The sequence below is a fragment of the Nocardiopsis sp. CNZ308 genome, assembly GCF_004217075.1.
Genome location: NZ_SHKJ01000001.1, coordinates 1,457,283 through 1,480,204 on the forward strand (window position 1 = coordinate 1,457,283; position 22,922 = coordinate 1,480,204).

18 protein-coding genes are annotated in these 22,922 nt (G+C 73.4%); 10 read left to right on the forward strand and 8 right to left on the reverse strand.

Annotated elements, in window-relative coordinates; translation table 11 throughout:
- Positions 1 to 95: 95 nt before the first annotated feature.
- Positions 96 to 1,874, reverse strand: coding sequence for an ABC-F family ATP-binding cassette domain-containing protein (locus tag EV372_RS06215; RefSeq protein ID WP_130395213.1), 1,779 nt, complete (start codon positions 1,872 to 1,874; stop codon positions 96 to 98).
- Between the two features lie 72 nt (positions 1,875 to 1,946).
- Positions 1,947 to 2,885: a sugar-binding transcriptional regulator gene (locus EV372_RS06220; RefSeq protein ID WP_130398787.1), complete on the reverse strand. Its 939-nt coding sequence runs from the start codon at positions 2,883 to 2,885 to the stop codon at positions 1,947 to 1,949.
- A gap of 176 nt (positions 2,886 to 3,061) precedes the next feature.
- On the opposite strand from EV372_RS06220, the gene EV372_RS06225 reads away from it, so the two are divergent.
- Genes EV372_RS06225 through EV372_RS06240 form a run of 4 tightly spaced genes read left to right on the forward strand, consistent with a single transcriptional unit; the run spans position 3,062 to position 7,285 of the window.
- On the forward strand, positions 3,062 to 4,063 hold the full coding sequence (locus EV372_RS06225) for a zinc-dependent alcohol dehydrogenase family protein (protein ID WP_019609784.1): 1,002 nt from the start codon (positions 3,062 to 3,064) through the stop codon (positions 4,061 to 4,063).
- Between the two features lie 17 nt (positions 4,064 to 4,080).
- Entirely contained in the window at positions 4,081 to 5,439 is a 1,359-nt protein-coding gene (locus EV372_RS06230) for an ABC transporter substrate-binding protein (RefSeq protein WP_130395214.1), read from the forward strand.
- On the forward strand, positions 5,436 to 6,392 hold the full coding sequence (locus tag EV372_RS06235; RefSeq protein ID WP_130395215.1) for a carbohydrate ABC transporter permease: 957 nt from the start codon (positions 5,436 to 5,438) through the stop codon (positions 6,390 to 6,392). The genes EV372_RS06230 and EV372_RS06235 overlap by 4 nt, the downstream gene beginning before the upstream one ends.
- Positions 6,389 to 7,285, forward strand: a complete 897-nt coding sequence (locus EV372_RS06240) for a carbohydrate ABC transporter permease (protein WP_130395216.1) — start codon at positions 6,389 to 6,391, stop codon at positions 7,283 to 7,285. The genes EV372_RS06235 and EV372_RS06240 overlap by 4 nt, the downstream gene beginning before the upstream one ends.
- Before the next feature lie 203 nt (positions 7,286 to 7,488).
- Here the strand turns inward: EV372_RS06240 and EV372_RS06245 are convergent, their stop codons facing one another.
- The 3 genes from EV372_RS06245 to EV372_RS06255 all read right to left on the reverse strand — a co-directional run bounded on the left by EV372_RS06245 (position 7,489) and on the right by EV372_RS06255 (position 10,166).
- Positions 7,489 to 8,388 carry a transketolase C-terminal domain-containing protein gene (locus EV372_RS06245; RefSeq protein WP_130395217.1) on the reverse strand — a complete coding sequence of 300 codons (900 nt, stop codon included), beginning with the start codon at positions 8,386 to 8,388 and terminating at the stop codon, positions 7,489 to 7,491.
- A 9-nt stretch (positions 8,389 to 8,397) separates the two neighbouring features.
- Positions 8,398 to 9,102: a thiamine pyrophosphate-dependent enzyme gene (locus EV372_RS06250; protein WP_130395218.1), complete on the reverse strand. Its 705-nt coding sequence runs from the start codon at positions 9,100 to 9,102 to the stop codon at positions 8,398 to 8,400.
- An 83-nt stretch (positions 9,103 to 9,185) separates the two neighbouring features.
- Positions 9,186 to 10,166 carry a 4-(cytidine 5'-diphospho)-2-C-methyl-D-erythritol kinase gene (locus EV372_RS06255; protein WP_130395219.1) on the reverse strand — a complete coding sequence of 327 codons (981 nt, stop codon included), beginning with the start codon at positions 10,164 to 10,166 and terminating at the stop codon, positions 9,186 to 9,188.
- 262 nt (positions 10,167 to 10,428) lie between these two features.
- On the opposite strand from EV372_RS06255, the gene EV372_RS06260 reads away from it, so the two are divergent.
- A complete protein-coding gene (locus EV372_RS06260) occupies positions 10,429 to 12,387 on the forward strand; it encodes a serine/threonine protein kinase (protein WP_130395220.1) in 1,959 nt (652 codons plus the stop codon).
- A 250-nt stretch (positions 12,388 to 12,637) separates the two neighbouring features.
- On the opposite strand, the gene guaA is transcribed toward EV372_RS06260, so the two are convergent.
- Positions 12,638 to 14,218: a glutamine-hydrolyzing GMP synthase gene (guaA, locus tag EV372_RS06265; protein ID WP_130395221.1), complete on the reverse strand. Its 1,581-nt coding sequence runs from the start codon at positions 14,216 to 14,218 to the stop codon at positions 12,638 to 12,640.
- 134 nt (positions 14,219 to 14,352) lie between these two features.
- The gene (gene galE / locus EV372_RS06270; protein ID WP_130395222.1) at positions 14,353 to 15,366 is read right to left on the reverse strand and encodes a UDP-glucose 4-epimerase GalE; all 1,014 of its coding nucleotides are present in this window, start codon (positions 15,364 to 15,366) and stop codon (positions 14,353 to 14,355) included.
- A gap of 204 nt (positions 15,367 to 15,570) precedes the next feature.
- Between galE and EV372_RS06275 the strand changes: the two genes are divergently transcribed.
- From EV372_RS06275 to EV372_RS06295, 5 genes are all read left to right on the forward strand, one after another.
- Positions 15,571 to 16,992: a histidine kinase gene (locus EV372_RS06275; RefSeq protein ID WP_130395223.1), complete on the forward strand. Its 1,422-nt coding sequence runs from the start codon at positions 15,571 to 15,573 to the stop codon at positions 16,990 to 16,992.
- Positions 16,989 to 17,684 (forward strand): response regulator transcription factor, encoded by a 696-nt coding sequence (locus EV372_RS06280; protein WP_130395224.1) that lies wholly within the window; start codon positions 16,989 to 16,991, stop codon positions 17,682 to 17,684. Before EV372_RS06275 ends, EV372_RS06280 begins: the two co-directional genes overlap by 4 nt.
- Positions 17,685 to 17,914: 230 nt before the next feature.
- Positions 17,915 to 18,814, forward strand: coding sequence for an ABC transporter ATP-binding protein (locus EV372_RS06285; protein ID WP_130395225.1), 900 nt, complete (start codon positions 17,915 to 17,917; stop codon positions 18,812 to 18,814).
- On the forward strand, positions 18,811 to 19,566 hold the full coding sequence (locus EV372_RS06290; RefSeq protein WP_130395226.1) for an ABC transporter permease: 756 nt from the start codon (positions 18,811 to 18,813) through the stop codon (positions 19,564 to 19,566). The genes EV372_RS06285 and EV372_RS06290 overlap by 4 nt, the downstream gene beginning before the upstream one ends.
- A complete protein-coding gene (locus EV372_RS06295) occupies positions 19,566 to 20,318 on the forward strand; it encodes an ABC transporter permease (RefSeq protein ID WP_130395227.1) in 753 nt (250 codons plus the stop codon). Before EV372_RS06290 ends, EV372_RS06295 begins: the two co-directional genes overlap by 1 nt.
- Positions 20,319 to 20,421: 103 nt before the next feature.
- On the opposite strand, the gene EV372_RS06300 is transcribed toward EV372_RS06295, so the two are convergent.
- Positions 20,422 to 22,854: an endonuclease/exonuclease/phosphatase family protein gene (locus tag EV372_RS06300; protein ID WP_130395228.1), complete on the reverse strand. Its 2,433-nt coding sequence runs from the start codon at positions 22,852 to 22,854 to the stop codon at positions 20,422 to 20,424.
- Positions 22,855 to 22,922 lie beyond the last annotated feature (68 nt).

The window sequence follows — 22,922 nt, forward strand, 5'->3', positions numbered from 1 at the left end:
CGGTGGGAACCGGCGAACCGCGGTGGCCCACGAGACCGAACGCCCGGCCGGAATGCTCCGGCCGGGCGTCCTTCGCGGTACGCCGTACTACGGCCTCACTCGCCGACGAGTTCGGCCTGCTCCAGCCAGACCTCCTCCAGCTCCCCGCGCTCGACGGCCAGGGCCTTGGCCTCCGCGTCGAGTTCGGCGAGCCGGGTGTAGTCCTCGGCCGCGGCGGCCATCAGCTCGTGCAGCTCCGCCTCGCGCTTGGCGATGCGGTCCATGCGCCGCTCGACGCGCTGCATCTCCTTCTGCGCGGCGCGCCGCTCGGCCGCCGACACCGCGGGCTGCTCCGCCGGGGCCTGGGCCGCGGCGGCCTCGGAGGCGCCCAGCGGCACGGTGGCCTCGCCCGCGCTGGCCGCGCGGCGCTGGAGGTACTCGTCCACGCCCCCGGGCAGGAAGGCCAGGCCGCCGTCGCCCATCAGGGCCAGCACGCGGTCGGTGATGCGCTCCAGGAAGTAGCGGTCGTGGCTGACCAGCACCAGGGAGCCGGGCCAGCCGTCGAGCAGGTCCTCCAGCTCGGTGAGCGTCTCGATGTCCAGGTCGTTGGTGGGCTCGTCCAGCAGCAGCACGTTGGGCTCGTCCATGAGCAGGCGCAGCAGCTGGAGGCGGCGGCGCTCACCGCCGGACAGGTCGCCGATCGGGGTCCACTGGCGCTCCCCGCGGAACCCGAACCGCTCCAGCATCTGGCTGGCGGTGTAGTCGCGCTTGCCGATGGTGATGTGCTCGCGCACGTCCATGACCGCCTGGAGGGGGCGGGCGGCGGGGTCGAGTTCGGCGACGTTCTGGGACAGGTGGGCGAGCTTGACGGTCCGGCCGGTGCGCACGGTGCCGGAGTCGGGCTCGCGCTCCTCCGCCAGGACCTTGAGCAGGGTGGACTTGCCCGCGCCGTTGACCCCGACCAGGCCGACCCGGTCGCCGGGGCCCAGCTGCCAGGTGAGGTGGTCGAGCAGGGTCCGGTCGGGGACGGCCACCGACACGTTCTTGAGGTCGATGACGGTCTTGCCGAGCCGGGAGCTGGCGAACTTGACCAGTTCGACGGTGTCGCGGGGCGGCGGCTCGTCGGCGATGAGCTGGTTGGCCGCCTCGATGCGGAACTTGGGCTTGGAGGTGCGGGCCGGGGCGCCGCGGCGCAGCCAGGCCAGCTCCTTGCGCATGAGGTTCTGGCGGCGCTCCTCGGACGCGGCGGCCTGGCGCTCGCGCTCGGCCTTGGCCAGGACGTAGGCGGCGTAACCGCCCTCGTAGCGCTCGACCGCGCCGCGTCCGACCTCCCAGGTGCGGGTGGTGACGGCGTCCAGGAACCAGCGGTCGTGGGTGACGACCACGAGCGCCTCGGGACGGGCGCGCAGGTGCTCGGCGAGCCAGGCGATGCCCTCGATGTCGAGGTGGTTGGTGGGCTCGTCGAGCACGATGAGGTCGTGGTCGCCGACCAGGAGCCGGGCCAGGCCGGAGCGGCGCCGCTCGCCGCCGGACAGGCCGCTCATGGGGGTGTCGAGGGCCCAGCCGCCGAGGAGTCCGCGCAGGATGTCGCGGACGCGGGCGTCGCCCGCCCACTCGTGCTCGGCCCGGTCGCCCAAGACGAACTCCCCGACCGTGGAGTCGGGGAAGGTGTCGCGCTGGTGCAGGAAGCCGATGCGCAGCCCGCGGTTGTGCACCACCCGGCCGGAGTCGGGCTGGGTGATGCCCGAGAGCACGGAGATGAGCGTGGACTTGCCGCCGCCGTTGCGGCCGACGACGCCGATGCGCTCACCCTCGTCGACGCCGAGCGACACCTTGTCGAGGAGTACGAGCGGCCCGTAGGCCAGGGACACGTCCTGAAGATTGACCAGATTCATCGCTCTCCATTGTGGCGGCAGTGCCGTGGTGCGCTGACCGCCGCCGCTCCCCCGGGGCGGCGACCGGACCCCTCACTCCCGTTCCGCCGGCTCCCCGTCGAGCAGCAGCCGGGCCACGGCGTCGTCCGTCACCAGCGTGGACACCAGGCCGCTGCGCAGCGCGGCGCCGATCGCCCTGGCCTTGGCCTCGTCCCCGGCGCCGGCGACCGCCACCACCTCGGGCACCCGGCGCAGCTGGTCGGCCCGGACGCTGATGACCCTCTCGTCCAGGTCGGAGTGCACCTGCTGGCCGTCGGCGTCGAACAGCTGGGCGGACATCTCCGCGCACACGCCCAGCGCGGTGTACCTGGCCCGCGAGTCCGGGTCCAGCGCCTGGAAGACGGTCGAGTTGCGCTCGTCCCAGCCCCCGATGGCCACCACGGCCGTCGTGAGGCGGTCGAAGTGCGCGAACGCGGAGGCGATGCCCGGGTCGGCCCGCAGCGTCGCCGCCGTCGCGGCGTCCGGCAGGATGAGCGGCGCGTAGATCGGGTACGCCGGTCCGCCCGAGAGCGCGGCCGCCCGGCGCACCGTCTCGACCGACCCGCCGCCCTCCGCGTGCTCGGACAGCACGCCGTTGAGCTGCACCACCGTGCAGCGCGGCAGGTCCACCATGTCCAGGCCCATCAGCTGGAGCGACCTGCTCCAGGCCAGCCCCAGCACCTCGTCGGGCCGCACGATCTCCGACAGCAGCCGCGCCGCCACCGACCCCAGGGCCCGGCGCGTGTCCCGCGGGTCGTCCAGGGCGTCCACGACGATCGCCCGGCGCAGGCCGAAGGCCGCGCGCATGCGCTCGGACAGCTCCCCGTCCAGCCGGGCGGGCAGGCGGATGTCGATGCGCACGATCCCGCTGCTGCGGGCGGTCTCCAGGTCGCGGGCGACCTTGAACCTGCTCAGGCCGAACTCCTCGGCGATCTCCACCTTGGACCGCCCGTCCAGGTAGAACCTGCGGGCGATGGCGGCGAGCCGCACCATCTCCGCGGGGCCGCTGGGGGCCGCCTCCTGAACCTCACCACGCTGATCGCTCATACGTGCAGGAGTGTACTCGAATGTGCCCGATCCATTGACAGCGCGTTTCCGATGGGCGTTCAATGTTCGAAACATCTGTGACTCATGTCGCTCACATGAGCGCTCTACGGGAGGTCCCAACCGTGCGTGCCGCCATCATCACCGAACCGGGCTCCGTCACCGTGGGGGACCGCCCCGACCCGCACCCCGCCGCCGACGGCGTGGTGGTCCGGGTCGGCGCCTGCGGGATCTGCGGAACGGACCTGCACATCGCCGACGGGGAGTTCCCGCCCAGCCCCTACCCGCTGGTGCCCGGGCACGAGTTCGCCGGAACCGTCACGGCCGTCGGCGAGAACGCCCCGGGGGACCTGCGCCCCGGCGACCGGGTGGCCGTGGACCCCTCCCTGTTCTGCGGGCACTGCGAGTACTGCCGCGCCGGACGGGGCAACCTGTGCGCCAACTGGGGCGCGATCGGCGACACCGTGGACGGCGCGTTCGCCGAGTACGTGGCCGTCCCCGCCGCCAACTGCTACCGCCTGCCCGACTCGGTGAGCATGCGCGAGGGCGCCCTGGTCGAGCCGCTCTCGTGCGCCGTCCACGGCGTCCGGCGCATCGGGGTGGAGACCGGCGAGCGCTTCCTGGTGGTGGGCGCCGGGACCATGGGCCTGCTCCTCCAGCAGCTGTTGCAGAACTCCGGCGCCCGCGTGACCGTGGTGGACCGCAACACCCGCCGCCTGGCCATCGCGACCGACCTCGGCGCCGCCGCCACCGCGACGGACACGTCCGAGCTGGGCGACGAGCGCTTCGACGCCGCGGTGGACGTCACGGGCGCTCCCTCCGCCATCGAGGCGGCCTTCGACTCGCTGCGGCGGGGAGGGCGCCTGCTGGTCTTCGGGGTCGCCGACGAGGCGGCCCGCGTGGCGTTGTCGCCGTTCCGGATCTACAACGACGAGATCACCGTCGTGGGCTCCATGGCCGTGCTCAACAGCTACGGGGCGGCCGTGGACCTCATCAGCAGCGGCGCGGTGCGCACGGCGCCGCTGCTCACCGACGCCCTGCCGCTGGAGAAGTTCCCCGAGGCGCTGGCCATGATGCGCGCGGGCACCGGGGTGAAGGTCCAGGTCGTCCCCGACGAGACCGCCTGACCCGGGAAGGCAGCGAAGTGCACACCACCTACGCCGTCCGGGCGACCGCCGTCGCCGCCTGCGGACTGCTGCTCACCGGGTGCGCCGGGATGGGCGCCCTCCCCTCCGGGGACGGCTCCGTCCGGCTGACCGTCGCGATCGTGTCCAACCCGCAGATGCAGGACGCGATCTCCCTGGAGTCGCGGTTCCGCGCGGAGCACCCCGGCATCGGGCTCGACTTCGTGTCCCTGCCCGAGAACGAGGCCCGCGCCAAGATCACCACCTCCGTGGCCACCGGCGGGGGCGAGTTCGACGTCGTCATGATCAGCAACTACGAGACCCGCCAGTGGGCCGAGTACGGCTGGCTGGAGAACCTGCAACCCTCCATCGACGCCGCCGAGGGCTACGACCACGAGGACTTCATCCCCTCCATCAGGGAGGACCTGTCCCACGAGGGCGACATGTACTCGGTGCCCTTCTACGGAGAGTCCTCCTTCCTCGCCTACCGCGAGGACCTGTTCGAGCAGGCCGGGGTGGAGATGCCGCCCAACCCCACCTGGGAGGAGGTGGCCGACCTGGCCGCCGAGCTCGACGGCGTGGAGCCGGGGGTCTCGGGGATCTGCCTGCGCGGCCTCGCGGGCTGGGGCGAGGTGCTGAGCCCCTTCAACAGCGTCCTGAACACCTTCGGCGGGCGCTGGTACGACGAGGACTGGAACGCCGAGATCGACTCCCCCGAGTTCCGGCGCGCGGCCGAGTTCTACGTGGACCTGGCGCGCGAGCACGGCCAGCCGGGCGCCGCCAACAGCGGGTTCGGGGACTGCCTGAACCGCTACTCCCAGGGCCGGGCGGCCATGTTCTACGACTCCACCTCCATGGTCAGCACCATCGAGGACCCGGACTCGGCGACCGTGGCCGGGCTCAACGGCTACGCCGCGGCGCCGGTGGCCGAGACCGACTACGGCGGCTGGCTCTACACCTGGGCGCTGGGCATCCCCTCCACCTCCGAGCACAAGGAGGAGGCGTGGGCGTTCCTGGAGTGGATGACCGACGAGGACTACGTGCGCACCGTCGCCGAGGAGTACGGCTGGCAGCGGGTGCCGCCCGGCAACCGGCTCTCCACGTTCGAGGTCCCCGAGTACCAGGAGGTCGCCCGGGCCTACGCCGAGCCCATGCTCCAGGGCATCCAGGAGGCCGACCCCGAGGACCCGGGCACGCGCCCGGTCCCCTACGAGGGCATCGGCTTCCTCGCCATCCCCGAGTTCCAGGACCTGGGCACCCGGGTCAGCCAGCAGCTGAGCGCGGCCATAGCCGGGCGGATCACCGTCGAGCAGGCGCTCGAACAGAGCCAGGAGTACGCCGAGGTCGTCGGTGGGACCTACAGGGAGGACGACCGATGAGCGCTGTGACCGCGCCCGTGCGCGAGGCGCCCGCGGCGGCGACGCCGCCCGAGCGGCCGAGGCGCAGCCGCGGCGGGGGCGGATGGGCCCGCCGTGCCCCGCTCCTGCCCGCCCTGGTGTTCATGCTGGTCGTCACGCAGCTGCCGTTCCTGGCGACGGTCGTGTACTCGCTGCGCTCGTGGAACCTGCTGCGGCCCGACTCCCAGGCGTGGGTGGGCCTGGCCAACTACGCGGCGGTCTTCACCGACCGGCAGTTCCTGGGCGCGGCGGCGAACACGGTGCTGATCACCGCCTCCTGCGTGGTGGTGGCGATGCTGCTGGGCATCGGGCTGGCGCTGCTGCTGGACCGCAGGTTCCGGGGGCGCGGCGTGGTGCGCACGCTCGTCATCACCCCGTTCCTGATCCTGCCCGTGGCCACGGCGCTGCTGTGGAAGCACATCATGCTGGAGCCGGTGTTCGGCCTGGTGAACTTCGTGCTGTCGCCGTTCGGGGTCGAGTCGTTCGACTGGGTCTCCCAGGCGCCCGTGCTGTCGGTGGTGGCCGCGCTGGTCTGGCAGTGGACGCCGTTCATGATGCTGCTGGTGCTGGCGGGACTCCAGAGCCAGGGCTCCGACGTACTGGAGGCGGGCCAGGTCGACGGCGCGTCCCGGTGGCAGATGTTCGCCTGGATCACCCTGCCGCACCTGCGCCGCTACATCGAGCTGGGCGTGCTGCTGGGGTCGGTCTACGTGGTCAACACCTTCGACACGATCTACATGATGACCCAGGGCGGGCCGGGCACCGCCAGCTCCAACCTGCCCTTCTACGTCTACCAGCGGACCTTCCTCGGGTTCGACATCGGCCAGTCCGCGGCCATGGGCGTCGTGGTGGTGGTCGGCACCATCATCGTGGCCACGCTGGCCCTGCGGCTGATCTTCCGCACGTTCATGAACGCACAGGAGGCGACATCGTGACCGCCCGAGCCCCCGAACGACCCGCGGGCGCCGCGGGCGGCGCCGTCGCCGCACGCGCGCCGCGCGGGGCCGGCCGCTCCCGGGCCCGGCTGGGGAGCGCCGCCCTGACCGTGTTCACGTGGGCCGTGGGACTGCTGTTCGTGTTCCCGGTGCTGTGGCTGGTGCTGACCGCGTTCAAGGAGGAGAACCAGGCCGCGACCGACCCGCCGACCCTCTTCTTCCAGCCGACCCTGGACCGGTTCACCACCGTCCTGGGCGCGGACTTCCTGCCGTACCTGGGCAACTCGGCGATCGCCACCCTGGCGTCCACGCTCCTGGTGCTGATCCTCGGGCTGCCCGCCGCCTACGCGCTGTCGGTGGCCCCGGTCAAGCGGACCCAGGACGTGCTGTTCTTCTTCATCTCGACGAAGATGCTGCCGGTGGTGGCGGTCGTGGTGCCGATCTACGTCGCCGCCGCGCACCTGTCCATGCTGGACAACGTGTGGACCCTGGTGGTGCTGTACACGGCGATGAACCTGCCCATCGCGGTGTGGATGCTGCGGTCGTTCTTCCTGGAGGTGCCCAAGGCGATCGTGGAGGCGGCCCGGGTGGAGGGCGCCGGGCTGGCGCGCGTGCTGTGGTCGGTGATGATGCCGGTGATGGCCCCGGGCATCGCGGCGACCGCGTTGATCTGCATGATCTTCGCCTGGAACGAGTTCTTCTTCGCCGTCAACCTGACCGCCGCCCGGGCCGCGACCGTCCCGGTGTTCCTGACCGGCTTCATCACGAGCGAGGGACTGTTCGTGGCGCAGCTGGCGGCGGCCGCCGTCATGGCGTCGCTGCCCATCGTGGTGGTGGGCTGGGCGGCCCAGCGCCAGCTGGTGCGCGGCCTGTCGATGGGCGCCGTCAAGTAGAGGAGGCGCCCGGGGCCGCACCACGCAGGGCCCCGGGCGGGTCCGGGTGATCGTCCCGCCCGCCGTGGAGGCGGGAGCCGGGACGCGGGGCCCGCGCCGTCGGGCGGGCCGGAGGCGTGGACCGCCGGCCCGCGCGCGCCGGTGGTCCGCGCCTTCGTGCGCGCGGGCCCGACGCCGGGAGGCCGGTCACACCGGCAAGCGGGTCACACGAGGAAGAAGGCCCGGGCGGACTTGGCGATGCCCTCGGTGTCCAGTCCGTGCGCCTGGGCGTGCTGCGCCGGGGTTCCGTAGGCGCGCACCTCTCGGTCCCGTGCCACGCCCAGGCCCAGGTGGCGGTGGCGCCGGTCGGCCAGCGCCGCAGCGACCTCGTGCGCCGAGGTCCCGCTCAGGTAGGGCTCCACCACCAGCACGTCGGCGTTGCCCGCCGCGCCGACGAGCGTGCTCAGCCCCTCGCGGTCGAAGGGGCGCACGGTGGCCGTGTAGGCGACCGTCACGTCCAGGTCGGCGGTGGCCTCCAGCACCCGGTCCAGCATCGGCCCGACCGCCACCACCACCCCGGCCGAGCGCGGAGAGCCCGTGCGCACCACGCCGAGGCGTCCGTCCAACGGCATCGCCGCGCGGTTGGAGGTCCCCGACAGGCGCACGTACACGCGGTCCTCGCCGGGCAGGGCGGCCTCCAGGGCGGCGCGCGCCTCGTCGGGGTGCCCCGGCGCGTACACGGTCCATCCCGGCAGGGTGTCCAGCAGCGCCACGTCGCCGGGGGCCTGGTGGGTGCGCCCCTCCTCCGCGGCGTCGTAGGAGCCGCCGATGCTCACCAGGACGGCGCCCACGCCCTGGTGGCCCAGGTCCAGTTTGAGCTGTTCGAAGGGCCGCTCCACCAGGAACGGCGCGTAGCTGTGCACGACCGGGCGCATCCCGGTCAGGGCCAGCCCCCCGGCCACGCCGATCATGGCCTGCTCCCGGATGCCCATGTCGATCACGCGGCCGGGGTGGCGGGCGGCGGCTCCGCGGAACATGCCCGTGGAGATGGCGGCCAGGACGACGGCCAGGCGGGGGTCGGTGTCCATGGCGCGGTTGACGGTGGCGGCGAAGGTGTCACGCATGGGGCTCTCCTAGGAACGGACGCGGGCGACGACGGCCAGCGGCCGTCCGGGGTGGGGCCGGGTGAGCGCCCCGTACAGGGCGTCGTGGTCGCGGCCGGAGACGTCGCGGGCCTCCCAGCCCTCGATCGCGAAGCGGGCGCCGATCCCGCCCGGCCACCCGTGGCTGGCGGAGGCGTTGTCCACGGCGACGACGGTGAGGTTGTCCACGCCGAGCCGTCCGGCGACCGCGATGGCCTCGTGGTTGCTGCCCTCGTCGAGTTCGCCGTCGCCGACGAGCACCACGACGCGGGGTTCGGTCCCGTCGGAGCGGCGGACCCTCTGGGCGCGCAGGCCGAGCGCGCTGCCCAGGCCCAGGGGCAGCCCGTGGCCGAGCGACCCGCTGCCGATCTCCGCGCCCGGCACGAGCAGCCGGTCCGGGTGGTGGCCGAGCGGTGAGTCGAAGGCGGTCCAGCCGCGCAGCGTCGGCACGTCCAGGAAGCCCTTGGCCGCGAGCACGGCGTAGAAGGCGGCGGGACCGTGCCCCTTGGAGAGCAGGAACCGGTCCCGTGCGGGGTCGTCGGCGGTCTCGGGGGTGACGGACAGCACACGGTCGTAGAGCACCCACACGATGTCGAGTGTCGAGTGGGCCGCTCCGTTGTGCTTCTCGTCACCCTCCATGAGTCCGATGAGGGCCGGCAGATCGGCGTAGCGCGAGAGAGCGGTTGCGGTGGTCATGTCCACCAGTGTTGAACCTCAACAATGATTGAGGTCAACTGGCGCGGGCCCCCTCCCGCCAGGAAAGTCAGAAGTGATTTAGGTCACAGGACGGTGGCTCCGGGGACGTCCCCGTACGCCGTCACGACCTGTTCGCACAGCCCGCTGCCCTCCAGCGCCGCCACCACCGCGGCCTCCCGCTCCGCGACGACCGACTCCCGCTCGTCACCGCCGCCGACCAGGAAGGCGCAGGTCGGACCGGACCCCGACACCAGGGAGCCCAGCGCCCCCGCACCGGCGCCGGTCTTGAGGGTGCGCTCCAGCTCGGGCAGCAGCGAGAGCGCGGCCTCCTGGAGGTCGTTGGTCAGCGCGGCGCCCAGGGCCGCCGGATCGCCGCCGACGAGCGCGTCGGCCAGCACCCGGTCCAGCAGGGGCTCGGGGGCGTCCGGGCGGATGCGGTCGTACTCGGCGAACACGCTGGCCGTGGACAGGCCGTGCGGCGACAGGGCGAAGACCCAGCGGAACCTTCCCGGACTGGTCATCGGCCGCAGGATCTCCCCGCGCCCCATGCCCACCGCGGTGGCGCCCAGCAGCGCGAAGGGGACGTCGCTGCCCAGGTCGGCCGCGTATCCGAGCAGTTCCTCCAGCGGCAGGCCGCATCCCCACAGGCGGTCGCAGGCCAGCAGGGCGGCCGCGGCGTCCGCGCTGCCCCCGGCCATGCCGCCCGCCACCGGGATGCTCTTGTCCAGGTGGACCGTGACAGGCAGGCCCCGGCCGGTCCGCTCCGCCAGCAGGGTCACCGCGCGCGCGGCCAGGTTGGAGCCGTCCAGGGGCACCCGGGACAGGTGGGATCCCAGCGCGCCGCCCGCGGTCAGTCCGGCGAAGGCCCCGGCCGCCGATCCGACACCGCCGGGCGGGCTCGGTCGGCGCGAGGAAGCCGCCTGGACGGTAACCTCATCGAACAGCGAGACGGCGTGGAACACGTTGACGAGGTCGTGGAACCCGTCCTCACGTCTGGGCCCCACCGCCAACTGGAGGTTCACCTTCGCGGGGACCCGCACGGTTACGGTGGTATTAACGGTCACGAGTCCCCAATCGTAAAGGAACCCCCACCTTGCGTGAACACAGTGCCCTCCGGGGGCTCCGGTGTGTTCACCGCCTCCCGTCGGCGCGTACGCCGTCAGAGGAAAACGGGAACCTCGGACGCGGTTCGGGGATCGTCACCACTGTCATGTCAGTTTCCGCCCGCCCCCAGAACGGCCCAATCAGGCCCGTGAGTGGGAATCCGGGCACAAACACCGCTACCTTGGGGCAAGGCGGAGTTTGGACACCGTCGGGGAGGGTCGCTTGCCGTCGGATGGGCTCCCGAAGAACCTGGAACCGCTGGCCGCCGGGGATCCGGCCACCATCGGTCCCTACGTGCTGTCCGGGAAACTGGGTAGCGGCGGCATGGGAACCGTCTACCTGGGCAGCACTCCCGAGCGCAACAACCAGGTAGCCATCAAGGTCATCCGCCCGGAGCTCGCCTTCGACGAGGCGACGCGGGCGCGCTTTCGCGACGAGATGGAGAACGCCCGCAAGGTCGCCTCCTTCTGCACCGCCAAGGTGCTCGACCACGGGACGTTCGAGAACCGCCCCTACATGGTCACCGAGTACATCGCGGGCACCGCCCTGGCCGAGCACATCGCCGAGAACGGTCCGCTGGACTCCTCGACGCTGCACGGCTTCGCGCTGGGCGTGGCGGCCGCCCTGGCCGCCATCCACCGCACCGGGCTGGTCCACCGCGACCTCAAGCCCGCCAACGTGCTGCTGTCGCTCTCGGGGCCCCGGGTGATCGACTTCGGCATCGCCCGCGCGATGAACACCGCCACCAACCACACCCAGACCGGCATCGTCATGGGCAGCCCCGGCTGGATGGCGCCCGAGCAGCTGCTGGAGGAGAAGGTCACCACCTCGGCGGACATCTTCGCCTGGGGCTGCCTGGTGGCCTTCGCCGGGAACGGCACCCACCCCTTCGGCAACGGCGACGCCATGACGCTGGGCAAGCGGGTGCTGTTCGCCGAACCCCAGATCGGCAACCTGATCAGCCCCCTGGACCGCCTGGTGACGCGCGCGCTGGCCAAGGAGCCGGGCCGCCGCCCCACCGCCCAGGACCTGCTGCTGGAGCTGGCGGGCGGCGAGGACAACAGCAACCCCAACGACATGGTGTCCCACGCGCTGCACCAGTCGTGGCGGCCCAACCTGCCCCCGATGCCCCCGCACGGCATGCCCCGCCCCCAGCAGGGGCCGCACCAGACCATGGCGGGCATGCGGCACCCGGCGCCCGGCCAGTACCAGGGCTCACCGCCCGCTCCCATGCCCCCGCCCGCGCACCAGACGGGCAACTACCCGCGCCCGCAGGGGCCGCCGCCGGGCCATCCGGCCGGTCCCCCGCCGGGGGGCCAGGCGCAGCAGGTGCACCAGGCCCCCGGGGTCCAGGCCCCGGGCGGGCAGCCCCAGGGCGGCCCGGTGCAGCAGTCCCGGCCCGTGCCCGGCCCCGCCCAGGCGCCGCACCCGGCCTCGACCGGGCCGATCCCGATGGTCCCCCCGGCCGACCAGCAGGCGGGCCGCCGGGGTCCGCAGCCCTACGTTCCGCCGGTGCCGCCGCCACCGCACCAGCCCGCCGCGCCCAACCGGCGCAAGGGGACGGTCGTGGCCCTGGTGCTGGGCGCCGTGGCGCTGCTGGCGGCCCTGATCGTCATGGCGACCGTGCTGACCAACCTCAGCGACTGGTCGCTCTTCGGGGACGGCGACTCCCAGGGGGACTCCTCCGGGCAGACCGGCTCCGCCCAGGAACCGCAGGAGCCCGCGCCCGGCGACGAGTCCCCCGGCGGCGCCGACGAGGAGGAGGCGCCCGGCGAGGTGCCCAGCGGGATGTCGGGCGCCTCGGCCGACCGCATGGTCGAGTACCGGATCCGCGGGGTCAGCTGCGGCCTGACCGAGCACAACATCCGCTCGGAGCTGCCCTCGACCGGCCAGTACTGCGTGGTGGACCTGGAGCTGTTCAACGTCAGCGACGAACTGGTGAGGTTCGAGCACACGGCGCAGCAGATGACGACCAGCGGGGAGCCCGTCAACGCCCAGGCGCCGTCCGTGCGCGAGGTCGAGGCCCCGCTGTGGGACCCGGCCGGGATCAGTCCCGGGGTCGCCGCCGGGGGCGAGCTGGTGTTCATACTCCGCGACGACATGGACCCGCGCACGCTGGTGCTCAACCACCGGACGGGCGCGGAGGCCACGGAGATCAACATCGAGCACATCGTGGACTGAGCCCCGGACCGGGGTCGGGCCGCGCCTGTCGCAGGGCAGCACCGTGCCGCCGGGGTGGGGAGCCCCCCTGTATCCAGGACACCGCGTCGGCGCCCCGCTCCGCCACCCCCGGTTCGCGCCTGTGGACGACCGGTGCCCGGGACGGCGCCGCGAAGACGAACGGACGGGCCCGGGGTGACGACGCGTCGTCACCCCGGGCCCGTCCGTCTCCTCGGGGGGCCCGCCCTCCGGGTTCACTCCCCCAAGGGGGCTACTCCCACTCGATGGTGCCCGGGGGCTTGCTGGTCACGTCCAGCACCACCCGGTTGATCTCACGCACCTCGTTGGTGATGCGGTTGGAGATCCTGGCCAGCACGTCGTAGGGCACGCGCGACCAGTCGGCGGTCATGGCGTCCTCGCTGCTGACCGGGCGCAGCACGACCGGGTGGCCGTAGGTGCGCCCGTCGCCCTGCACGCCCACCGACCGCACGTCGGCGAGCAGCACCACCGGGCACTGCCAGATGTCGCGGTCGAGTCCGGCGCGGGTCAGCTCCTCGCGGGCGATCGCGTCGGCCTCGCGCAGGATCTCCAGGCGCTCGCGGGTGACCTCGCCGATGATGCGGATGCCCAGGCCGGGGCCGGGGAAGGGCTGGCGCCAGACCATCTCGGCGGGCAGGCCCAGCTCCTCGCCGACCTTGCGCACCTCGTCCTTGAACAGCTCGCGCAGCGGTTCCACCAGCGTGAACTGGAGGTCGTCGGGCAGGCCGCCCACGTTGTGGTGGGACTTGATGTTGGCGGTCCCGGTACCGCCGCCGGACTCCACCACGTCGGGGTAGAGGGTGCCCTGCACCAGGAACTCGACCTCGGCGCCGGTCTCGCCGCTCTCGGCGACGACCTCGCGGGCCGCCTGCTCGAACACGCGGATGAACTCGCGGCCGATGATCTTGCGCTTCTCCTCGGGGTCGGAGACCCCCGCGAGGGCGGACAGGAACCGCTCCTCGGCGTCCACGACCTTGAGCTTGGCGCCCGTGATCGCGACGAAGTCCTTCTCCACCTGCTCGGCCTCGCCCTTGCGCAGCAGGCCGTGGTCCACGAAGACGCAGGTCAGCTGGTCGCCGACGGCGCGCTGCACCAGCGCGCCGGCCACCGCGGAGTCCACGCCGCCGCTCAGCGCGCAGATGACGCGCTTGTCGCCGATGTCCTCGCGGATGCGCTCCAGCTGCTCCTCGACGATGTTGACCATCGTCCAGGTGGGGCGGCACCCGGCGCCCTCGTACAGGAAGCGGCGCAGCACCTCCTGGCCGTGCTCGGTGTGCAGGACCTCGGGGTGGAACTGGACGCCGAAGAGGTTGCGGCCGGTGTGCTCGAACGCGGCGACCGGGGCCCCCGCGGTGCTGGCGGTCGTGGCGAAGCCCTCGGGGGCCTCCACCACCGAGTCGCCGTGCGACATCCACACCAGCTGCTCGGCGGGCATCCCGGCGAACAGCAGGGAGTCGGTGACCGCCGACAGCTCGGTGCGGCCGAACTCACTGAGGTCGGTCCTGGCGACGGTGCCGCCCAGGGCCCGGGTCATCGCCTGGAAGCCGTAGCAGATGCCGAAGGTGGGCACCCCGGTCTCGAACAGCTCGGGGCCCAGGTTCGGGGCCCCCTCGGCGTAGACCGACGACGGTCCGCCGGAGAGGATGATGGCCTTGGGTTTCTTGGCGAGCATCTCCTCGACGGGCATGGTCGAGGGCACGATCTCACTGTGCACGTGGCATTCGCGGACCCGGCGTGCGATCAGCTGCGCGTACTGCGCGCCGAAGTCGACGACGAGAACGGTGTCGAACGTGCTCTCAGCACCAACGGACACGACGGAGGACCTTCCGCAGGAAGTACAGGGATGTCCGCCCAGTCTAGGGCGTTGCACACGTCCGGAAGGCCCCCCGCCCGTGTGCGGTCCGGCTCAGCACGCGCGGCGGGGCCGCCGGGGGCTCCCTCCGGGGCTCAGGCCGTGAAGCCCGCGGGGTTGGCCGACTGCCAGCGCCACGCGTCGCGGCAGGCGTCGTCCACCGTGCGCACGGCCTTCCAGCCCAGGTCGCGGGCGGCAGCCGAGGGGTCGGCGTAGCACACGGCGATGTCGCCGGGGCGGCGGCCGACCACGGCGTACGGAACCGCGACGCCCGTGGCGCGCTCGAAGGCGCGCAGGCCCTCCAGGACGGAGGTGCCCTGCCCGGTGCCCAGGTTGTACACGCGGTACCCGGGCGCGTCGGCGAGGTGCTCCACGGCGGCCATGTGCCCCTGGGCCAGGTCCACCACGTGCAGGTAGTCGCGCACGCCGGTGCCGTCGGGGGTGTCGTAGTCGTCGCCGAACACGTTCAGCCGCCCGCGGCGGCCCGCGGCGACCTGCGCGACGTAGGGGAAGAGGTTGTTGGGGACGCCCTGGGGGTCCTCGCCGATCAGGCCGCTGGGGTGGGCGCCGATGGGGTTGAAGTAGCGCAGGGCGGTGATCCGCCAGCGCGGGTCGGCGGCGGCCGTGTCCTGGAGGACGCGCTCGGCGAACAGCTTGGTGGCGCCGTAGGGGTTGGTGGCGGACAGGGCGCTGTCCTCGGTGATCGGCACCTGCTCGGGGTCGCCGTAGACGGTGGCCGAGGAGCTGAACACCAGGTCGCGCACGCCGTGCTCGTCCATGACCTCGATGAGCGTGAACAGGGCGTCCATGTTGTTGCGGTAGTAGCGCAGCGGCTGCTCCACCGACTCCCCCACGGCCTTGAGCCCGGCCATGTGGACGACGGCGTCGACGCGGTGCTCGGCGAAGACCCGGCGCATCGCCCCGGGGTCGGCGCAGTCGGCCCGGTGGAAGGCGACGGTGCGCCCGGTGATGCGCTCGACACGGCGCAGGGCCTCCTCGTGGCTGTTGGAGAGGAGGTCCACGACCACGACCTCGTGCCCGGCTTCGAGGAGTTCGACCGCCGTGTGGGAGCCGATGTACCCGGCACCGCCGGTGAGCAGTACGTTCATGTCTCGCTTCCCTGGGTGGAGTGCGCCCGCCGCGTCGCGGGCGCTCCCCAGGATAGGCGCCCTCCGGGAGCGGGCCCGTGGACACGCCATACCCCCTGACCTGCCCTTCGACGACATCCGGGGGCCACGGGACCGCCTTTCGGACGCCCCGGTCTCATGCCGTGGCACGAGGCCCGGCGGCCTCCGCGTCCCTATCGTGGAGGGATGACCGACCTGTCCCCGCGCTCCCTGCTGGACCGCGCCGCGCTCTGGGCGCGCGGGCACGCTCTCGCCGTGGACGCGTTCTGCGCGGCGGTCTGGTTCGGCCTGTCGGCGGTGTCCCTGCCGGTGTCGGGGTGGCACACCGCGGAGTCGTGGGCCTACCTCGGTATGACCGCCGGGTGCTGCGCCGCCCTGGCCCTGCGCCGCTTCCGCCCGCTCCCGGCCCTGGCCGCCCTGGCGGTGCTGCTGGCGTGCCACATCCTGTGGCTGGAGCACCTGACCGCGGCGACGTTGATCAGCGCCCTGGTCGCCGCCTACACGGTGCAGGCCGAACTCCCGCGCCCGTGGCGGGTGGCCGGGTTCGTCCTGCTCCTGGCCGGGGCGGCGTGGGGGGTGCTCGGCGTTCCGGCCGAGGCTCTGTCGACGGACCCGGGGATGCGCCTCAACAGCGTCTTCTCGGCGTGGACGGCGGTCGCGCTGTTCTCCCTGCTCGGAGCGTTCCGCAGGCGCAACCGCGAGGAGTTCGCCCGCGTCGTGGAGCACGCCCGGCTGCTGGAGACCCAGCGGGAGCAGGAGGTGCGCCTGGCCGCGCTCGACGAGCGGACGCGCATCGCCCGGGAGATGCACGACATCCTCGCGCACTCGCTGAACGTCATCGTCGCCCAGGCCGACGGCGGCCGCTACGCCGCGAAGGCCGCCCCGGAGCGCGCGGTGGCCGCCCTGGCCACCGTCGCCCAGGTGGGGCGCGAGTCGGCGGCGGAACTGCACCAGCTCCTGGGCGTCCTGCGCGACGGCGAGGAGCGCGGGGCCGCCCCGGCCCCCGGGGTCGGCGACCTGCCCGGCCTCGTGGAGGAGTACCGCCGCGCCGGTCTGCGGATCCGCCTGGTCCAGCACGGGTCCCCGGCCGCCCCGCGCGGCGGCCGGGCGGACGCCGGCGCCCCGGCGACCCTGCCCGCGACCGCGTCCCTGACGGTCTACCGCGTGGTGCAGGAGTCGCTGGCCAACGCGCTCAAGCACGGGGGACCCGCCGCCGTGCGGGTCGAGCTGACGTGGTCGCCCGGACGGGTCGGGATCGACGTGGCCAACTCCGTCCGCGAGGCCGTACCCGCGGCCCTCACCACGCCTGCGGGCCCCTCAATCCCCGCGGGTTCCTCCGGCACCGAAAGACGCGCCGTCATCGGGAGGCACGTCGGCACCGCAAGCCCCTCCGGCACCGGAACACCCCCTCCCGTCGGAGGCTCCTCCCCGGCGGGGGAGCCCTCCGCCGCCGGGGCGGTCCCGGACGGCGCTCGGCGGGGCCCCGGCCACGGCCTGGTCGGCATGCGCGAGCGCGTGGGCCTGCACGGCGGCACCCTGGAGGTCGGCGCCGACGACGCCACCGGCACCTGGCGGGTGCGCGCGGTGGTCCCCTGGGAGGAGGCGTGATCCGCGTGGGGCTGGCCGACGACCAGGTGCTGTTCACGGCGGGCATGGCGATGGTCATCGACTCCCAGCCGGACCTGACCGTGGCCTGGGAGGCGGGCGACGGGGCCCAGGCCCTCGCCCGGCAGCACTCCGACCCCGTCGACGTCCTGCTCATGGACGTCCAGATGCCCGGCACGGACGGGTTGAGCGCCACGCGCTCCCTCGTCTCCTCCGGGGCGGACTGCCGCGTCGTCATCCTCACCACCTTCGACACCGACGAGTACGTGGTCGAGGGCGTGGAGGCCGGGGCCGCGGGCTTCCTGCTCAAGAACACCCCGCCCGAGGAGCTGCTGGAGGCCGTGCGGACCGTGCACCGGGGCGACTCCGTCATCTCGGCCAGCTCCACGCGCAGGCTGCTCGGGCACGTGCGCCCGCTGCTGGGCGGCCCGTCCTCCCGCCCGGCCCCGATCGACGGGGACACCCGCCGCGCCGTCGCCTCGCTGACCCCGCGCGAGCAGGAGGTCCTCGTCGCCGTGGCGCTGGGGTACACGAACACGGAGATCTGCGAGCGCCTCGTGCTGTCCATGCCCACGGTCAAGACCCACGTCGGCCACGTCCTGGCCAAGACCGGCTCCCGCGACCGGGTGCAGGCGGTGCTGTTCGCGTTCCGCGCCGGGCTGGTGGGCCGCGAGGACCTGCTCCGGGAGGCGTGAACGGGCGGCCCCGGCCAGCCCGCCCCTCCCGACGCCCCGTCCGGCTCCGGGCGTGCGGCCCTCCCCGTGCCCCGCTGCCCCGGCACCGCCCGGCGCCGCGCCTCCGTCCGTCCGGCGCGCCCGCCGCCCCGCGTCCCCTCCTCCTACCGCGGTACGAGCGCGTTTCCCCTCCCCCGGCACGATGCCCTCCTCGGGTCCGGCACCGCAGACTCCTCGGCGGAAGGAGTTCCATGGACCACGTCATCACCACCCACCACCTGACGAAGGCCTACGGTGCGCGCACCGTCGTCGACGACCTCGACCTGCGGGTGCCGCCGGGCTGCGTCTACGGCTTCCTGGGCCCCAACGGCTCGGGCAAGTCCACCACCATGAAGATGCTGCTGTCGCTGGCCCGGCCGACCCGGGGCGAGATCACCGTCTTCGGGCAGCCGATGAACCGGGACACGCGCCCCGCCCTGCTGCGGGAGATCGGCTCCCTCATCGAGGCGCCTCCCGGCTACGCCCACCTGACCGGGCGGGAGAACATGGCGATCGTCCAGCGGATGCTCGGCCTCAGCGACCGGCAGGTCTCCCGCGCGGTCGCCACCGTGCGCCTCCAGGAGCACATGGGCAAGCTCGTCCGCGCGTACTCGCTGGGGATGAAGCAGCGCCTGGGCATCGCGATGGCCCTGGCGCGGGAGCCGCGCCTGCTCATCCTCGACGAGCCCACCAACGGCCTGGACCCCGCGGGCATCGAGGAGATCCGCGAGCTGCTGGTGACGCTGGCCGGGGAGGGCGTCACGGTCATGGTCTCCAGCCACCTGCTCGACGAGATCGACAGGATGGCCTCGGTGCTGGGCATCCTGGGCCGCGGGAAGCTGGTCTTCCAGGGCACCCGGACCGAGCTGTTCCACCGCAGCGTGCCGGACCTGCTCGTGGACACCCCCGAACCCGGCCGGGCCCTGGCCCTGGGCATCCCCGCCGTGCGCGCGGAGCGGGGCGTGCGCCTGTCCGGGTTCGGCGACGAGGACACCGCCGCGCTCGTGCGGCGCCTCGTCGAGGGCGACGTACCGGTCCACGGGGTGCGGCGCGTCCAGCAGTCCCTGGAGGAGGTCTTCATGGACCTCACCGGCCGTGAGGGGCTGCTGTGATCCCGACGGCGGTGGGACTCGAACTGCGCAAGGCGCGCAGGCTCCGGGTCGTGGTGGTCTGCGCGGTCATGGCGGCCGCCGTCGTGGGCCTGTCCTGCATGAACCTGATGTCGGACTCCGCACGGGAGGGCTTCGGCGATCCGGCCGCCCAGCCGTGGGAGGGCCTGCTCATGAGCTACGTCATGATCGCGGCCATGACCTCGCCCCTCCTGGTCTCGGTGCTGGCCAGCAGGCAGGTCGACATCGAGCACCAGGGCCGGGGCTGGACGCTGTCGCAGGTGGCCGGGTTCGGTCCGGGGCGGCTGTGCCGGGCCAAGGTCGCGGTGCTGGGCCTGCTGCTGGCGGTCGCGGTGGCCGTCCAGACCGCCCTGGTCTTCACGGCGGGCCTGGCCGCGGGGATCACCGTGGAGCCGCGCGTCGGGATGTGGGTCTGGTACGCCTTCGGCCTGCTCCTGGTGGACCTGGCGATGCTGTGCCTGCACGTGCTGCTGGCCGCCCGGGTGGAGAACCAGCTCGTCGGGCTGGCGCTCGGGCTGCTCGGCTCGTTCTGCGGGGTGTTCACCCTGCTGATGCCCCCGGCCCTGGCGCGCGCGCTGCCCTGGGGCTACTACGCGGTCGTCTCCCCGCTGGGGATGAGCGACGACGGCTTCGTCGCGATCACGCCCGGATACGGCTGGCTGGCCGCGTTCCTGGTGCTCGTGGCCGCCCTGTTCGCCGTGGCCAGCCACCGCTTCGACCGGACGGAGGCGTGATGGGGATGGTCCTCGCCGAACTCGCCAAGCTGCGCCGCTCGGCCCTGTGGATCGTGGCCGTGGTGCTGCCGCTGCTCGCGGTCATCACGGGGACGGTGAACTACGCGGGCAACGTGGAGGCGCTCTCCTCCGGGTGGGCGTCCTACTGGTCCCAGGTGGTGCTCTTCTACGGCATGGTGTTCATGTCGATGGGGGTCGCGGTGGCGGCGTCGGCCGCGTGGCGCATGGAGCACCGGGGCCACAACTGGAACCTGTTGATGGCCACCCCCGCGCGGGCGTTCTCGGTCGTCGGCGCCAAGCTCGCCTCGCTCGCCCTGGTGGTCGTGACGATGCAGTCCGTGCTGCTGGGGCTGGTGGTGCTGAGCGGGAAGCTCGTCCTGGGCCTGGACGGCTGGCTGCCCTGGCACAGCGCGGCCGCCGCCCTGCTGGGCGTCGTCGCCGCGCTGCCGGTCGCCGCGCTGCAGTCCCTGCTGTCGATGCTGGTCCGCTCCTTCGCCGCGCCCGTCGCCCTGGGCCTCCTGGGCTGCGTCGCCGGGGTCGGCCTCCTCTACTCCGGGGAGGGCGGGGCGGTCTCCTACCTCCTGCCGCAGTCGCTGGTCACCACGTCGCTGAGCCTGGGCAGCACGGCCGTCTCCGACGCGGGGGCCCTCGACCTGCCGACGGCGTTCTCCGTCGTGCTGGCGGCCGCGGCGACCACCCTCGCCCTGTGGGTGCTCTCCGCGACGGTGCTGAGCCGCCGGGACGTGCGCTGAGGGTTCGACCCGGAAAGAAACGCGGAGGCGGCCGGGGGCGGTCGCCTCCGCGCCACGGGGGAGCCGGCTCCCGGCGCGGGGGCGCGCCGGGAGCCGGGCGGGATCAGGGGCGCCCGGGCGGGGTGCCGCGGCGGGTGTCCAGCCACAGCACCTGGGGGTCATGGTCGCTGACCTGGTCGGAGAACTCGGAGTTGATCCGCGCGATGCCGTACTCGACCCGGCCCGCGAGCGCCTGGTTGACCAGGATGTGGTCCAGCGCCTGGGAGTTGCCGTCGAAGACGTAGTTGTAGCGCTCCTCCACGGGCAGGTCCGTCATCGGGTTGTGCAGCGGCCCGTCGGCGGTGAGGATCTCCAGGGTCCGGGAGAACTGGAAGTCGTTCAGGTCGCCCATGACCACCAGGTTGGCCTCGGGGTCCACGGCCAGCAGCTCCTCGGCGAAGTCGCGCACGAGTGCGGCCTGGGCGTGGCGCTGGGCCTCGCTGGTGCGCCGCGGCGGCTGGTGGACGCCGTGCAGGGACTCGTCCCCGCCCTTGGAGTTGAAGTGGTTGGTGACCACGTAGACGTCCCGGTTCAGGGCGCGGAAGTGGCCGACCAGCGGCTTGCGGCTGGAGTCCCAGGCCCCGTCCCGCGGACTGATCCGGCCCGGGGACACCGACAGCTCGGCGCCGCGCCCGCCCTCCACGACCTCCACGGCGGTGGTCGCGTCGCCGCCCTCGCGGTCGACGAACTGCACGCGCTCGGGGTCGAACAGGAACGCGTTGCGGATGTTGCCGCCGGGCTGGCCGCCGTCCTGCTTGTCCTCGGGGTTGATCTGCCGCCACTCGTAGGCGGGGCCGCCGTGCGCCTCCACGGCCTCCACCAGCCGGTCCAGGGTGACGTCGGCGTCCACGACGCCGTCGTCGGTCGGGCCGGTGTTGTCCTGGATCTCCTCCAGACCGATGATGTCGGGCGAGTTCAGGGACTCGACGATCCCGGTCGCCAGCGCGTCGTACCTGGCCTGGTCGTCGCGCCCGCCGAGGTTCTCGACGTTGTAGGTGGCGACGCTGACCTCGTGGCGCCGCGCGTCGCGGACGGCGGTGCGCTCCAGGTCGCCCCGCACGTGCTCGCCCAGGGCGGTGGCGCGGATGAGGTAGCCGCCGAACCGGCTGTAGTAGAGGGGTCCCTCGGTGACCCCGGCGAGGGTGTCGCCCACGTCGGCCTCGGGGAAGGGGTGCTGGTCGCGGTCCAGCAGCGACTCGACCTTGATCCGTCCGGAGTTGGGGTCGTCGTAGGAGCCGTAGCGGGTGCCGCCGTTGACGGTGGGGTTCTGTCCGGGCTTGGTGGTCACCCAGAGCGCGGAGTAGTCGTCGGTGGCGCCGACGACGGGCGCGTCCTCCACACGGGCGAGCATGTGCTCGTGCGCGGCCCAGAAGTCCAGGGCGTACTCCGAGGGCTCCAGGTCGAGCGCGGAGACGTCGCCGCCGGGTTCGGGCGCGTACGCCTCGGGGACGGCGTCCTCGTCGAGCAGGACCGGGTCGGGCACGGGGTGGCCCGAGGACAGGACGGTCCAGCGGGCCTGGTCGAGCTGGGTGATGGTCTGCGCACCGGAGGCGGGACTGTACTCGCTGACCCGTCCGGCGACCAGGACCTCGTCGCCGACGGCCACGTCCGGGGTGGTGGACCCGGTGAAGACGAACAGCCCCTCGCTGGTGCGCGGGTCGCCGTCGCCCTCGGTGTCCTGGAACCAGAACCCCCGCCCGCTACCGAAGGGGTTGACCGCCGTGACCACGCCGGGCAGGCCCGTGACCTGCTGTCCGGCGTAGGGGGAGGTGCGGGTGGCGCCCTGGACGTCGTGGACGCGCAGGTCGCCGGGCTCGACGGGCTCCTCGGGGTCGGCGCCGCCCCCGCCGGGTGTCTGGCCCGCGGCGTTGGTGGGCGAGGGGGCCGCGGCCGTGAAGTCCGCCGCGTTGTCGCCGGTGTCGGTGAGGGCGTCGTCGCGCGAGGCGGACGTGGTGTTGCCCAGCCGGGGCGCGGGCGCGCCCTCGTGGACGACGGCGTCCCCGTAGCCGACGAGGTCGGCGACGGACGCGTCCGCGGTGCACTCCGCGGCGGTCCGGCAGGTGACGGGGTCGGTGCCCCGCACGAGCAGGACCGTGCCGGAGGTGGCGGACATGTTGGTGCCGCCGGTGGCGTCGGGGGCGGGGAGGTCGGTGCTGCCCCCGGCGCCCGCCGCCTGGCGCACGAGGTAGCGCCCGTCCGCGCCGATCTCGCCGTTCAGTGCCGTGACCTGCACCTGGGTGGCGGGCCTGGGGTTGGCGGGCAGGTACTGCACGCTCCAGCCGTCGAGGGAGAACGCCTCGCCGGTGGGGTTGCCCAGTTCGACGAAGTCGTGGCGCAGGTCCGCGCCGCTGTTGCCGCCTCCGCCGTAGACCTCGCTGACCACCGGGGTGGCGGTGTCGGCGAGGGCGGACGGCGCGGACGTGAGCCCGAGGCCCAGGAGCACCGCCGCCGCGGCGGACGTGGACGCGACCAGGCGTCCGGGTCGGTTGGGGGACACATCTTCTCCGGAGGGGAGTGGGGGTTGACGGGCGTGCACATCATGGCCCCTGCGGATGTCCGACCGAA

Coding starts and splice junctions, on each gene's coding strand:
- EV372_RS06215 (WP_130395213.1), bottom strand. CDS start 1,874: ATGAATCTGGTCAATCTTCAGGACGTGTCCCTGGCCTACGGGCCGCTC.
- EV372_RS06220 (WP_130398787.1), bottom strand. CDS start 2,885: ATGGTGCGGCTCGCCGCCATCGCCCGCAGGTTCTACCTGGACGGGCGG.
- EV372_RS06235 (WP_130395215.1), top strand. CDS start 5,436: ATGAGCGCTGTGACCGCGCCCGTGCGCGAGGCGCCCGCGGCGGCGACG.
- EV372_RS06245 (WP_130395217.1), bottom strand. CDS start 8,388: ATGCGTGACACCTTCGCCGCCACCGTCAACCGCGCCATGGACACCGAC.
- EV372_RS06250 (WP_130395218.1), bottom strand. CDS start 9,102: ATGACCACCGCAACCGCTCTCTCGCGCTACGCCGATCTGCCGGCCCTC.
- galE (WP_130395222.1), bottom strand. CDS start 15,366: ATGAACGTACTGCTCACCGGCGGTGCCGGGTACATCGGCTCCCACACG.
- EV372_RS06275 (WP_130395223.1), top strand. CDS start 15,571: ATGACCGACCTGTCCCCGCGCTCCCTGCTGGACCGCGCCGCGCTCTGG.
- EV372_RS06285 (WP_130395225.1), top strand. CDS start 17,915: ATGGACCACGTCATCACCACCCACCACCTGACGAAGGCCTACGGTGCG.
- EV372_RS06295 (WP_130395227.1), top strand. CDS start 19,566: ATGGGGATGGTCCTCGCCGAACTCGCCAAGCTGCGCCGCTCGGCCCTG.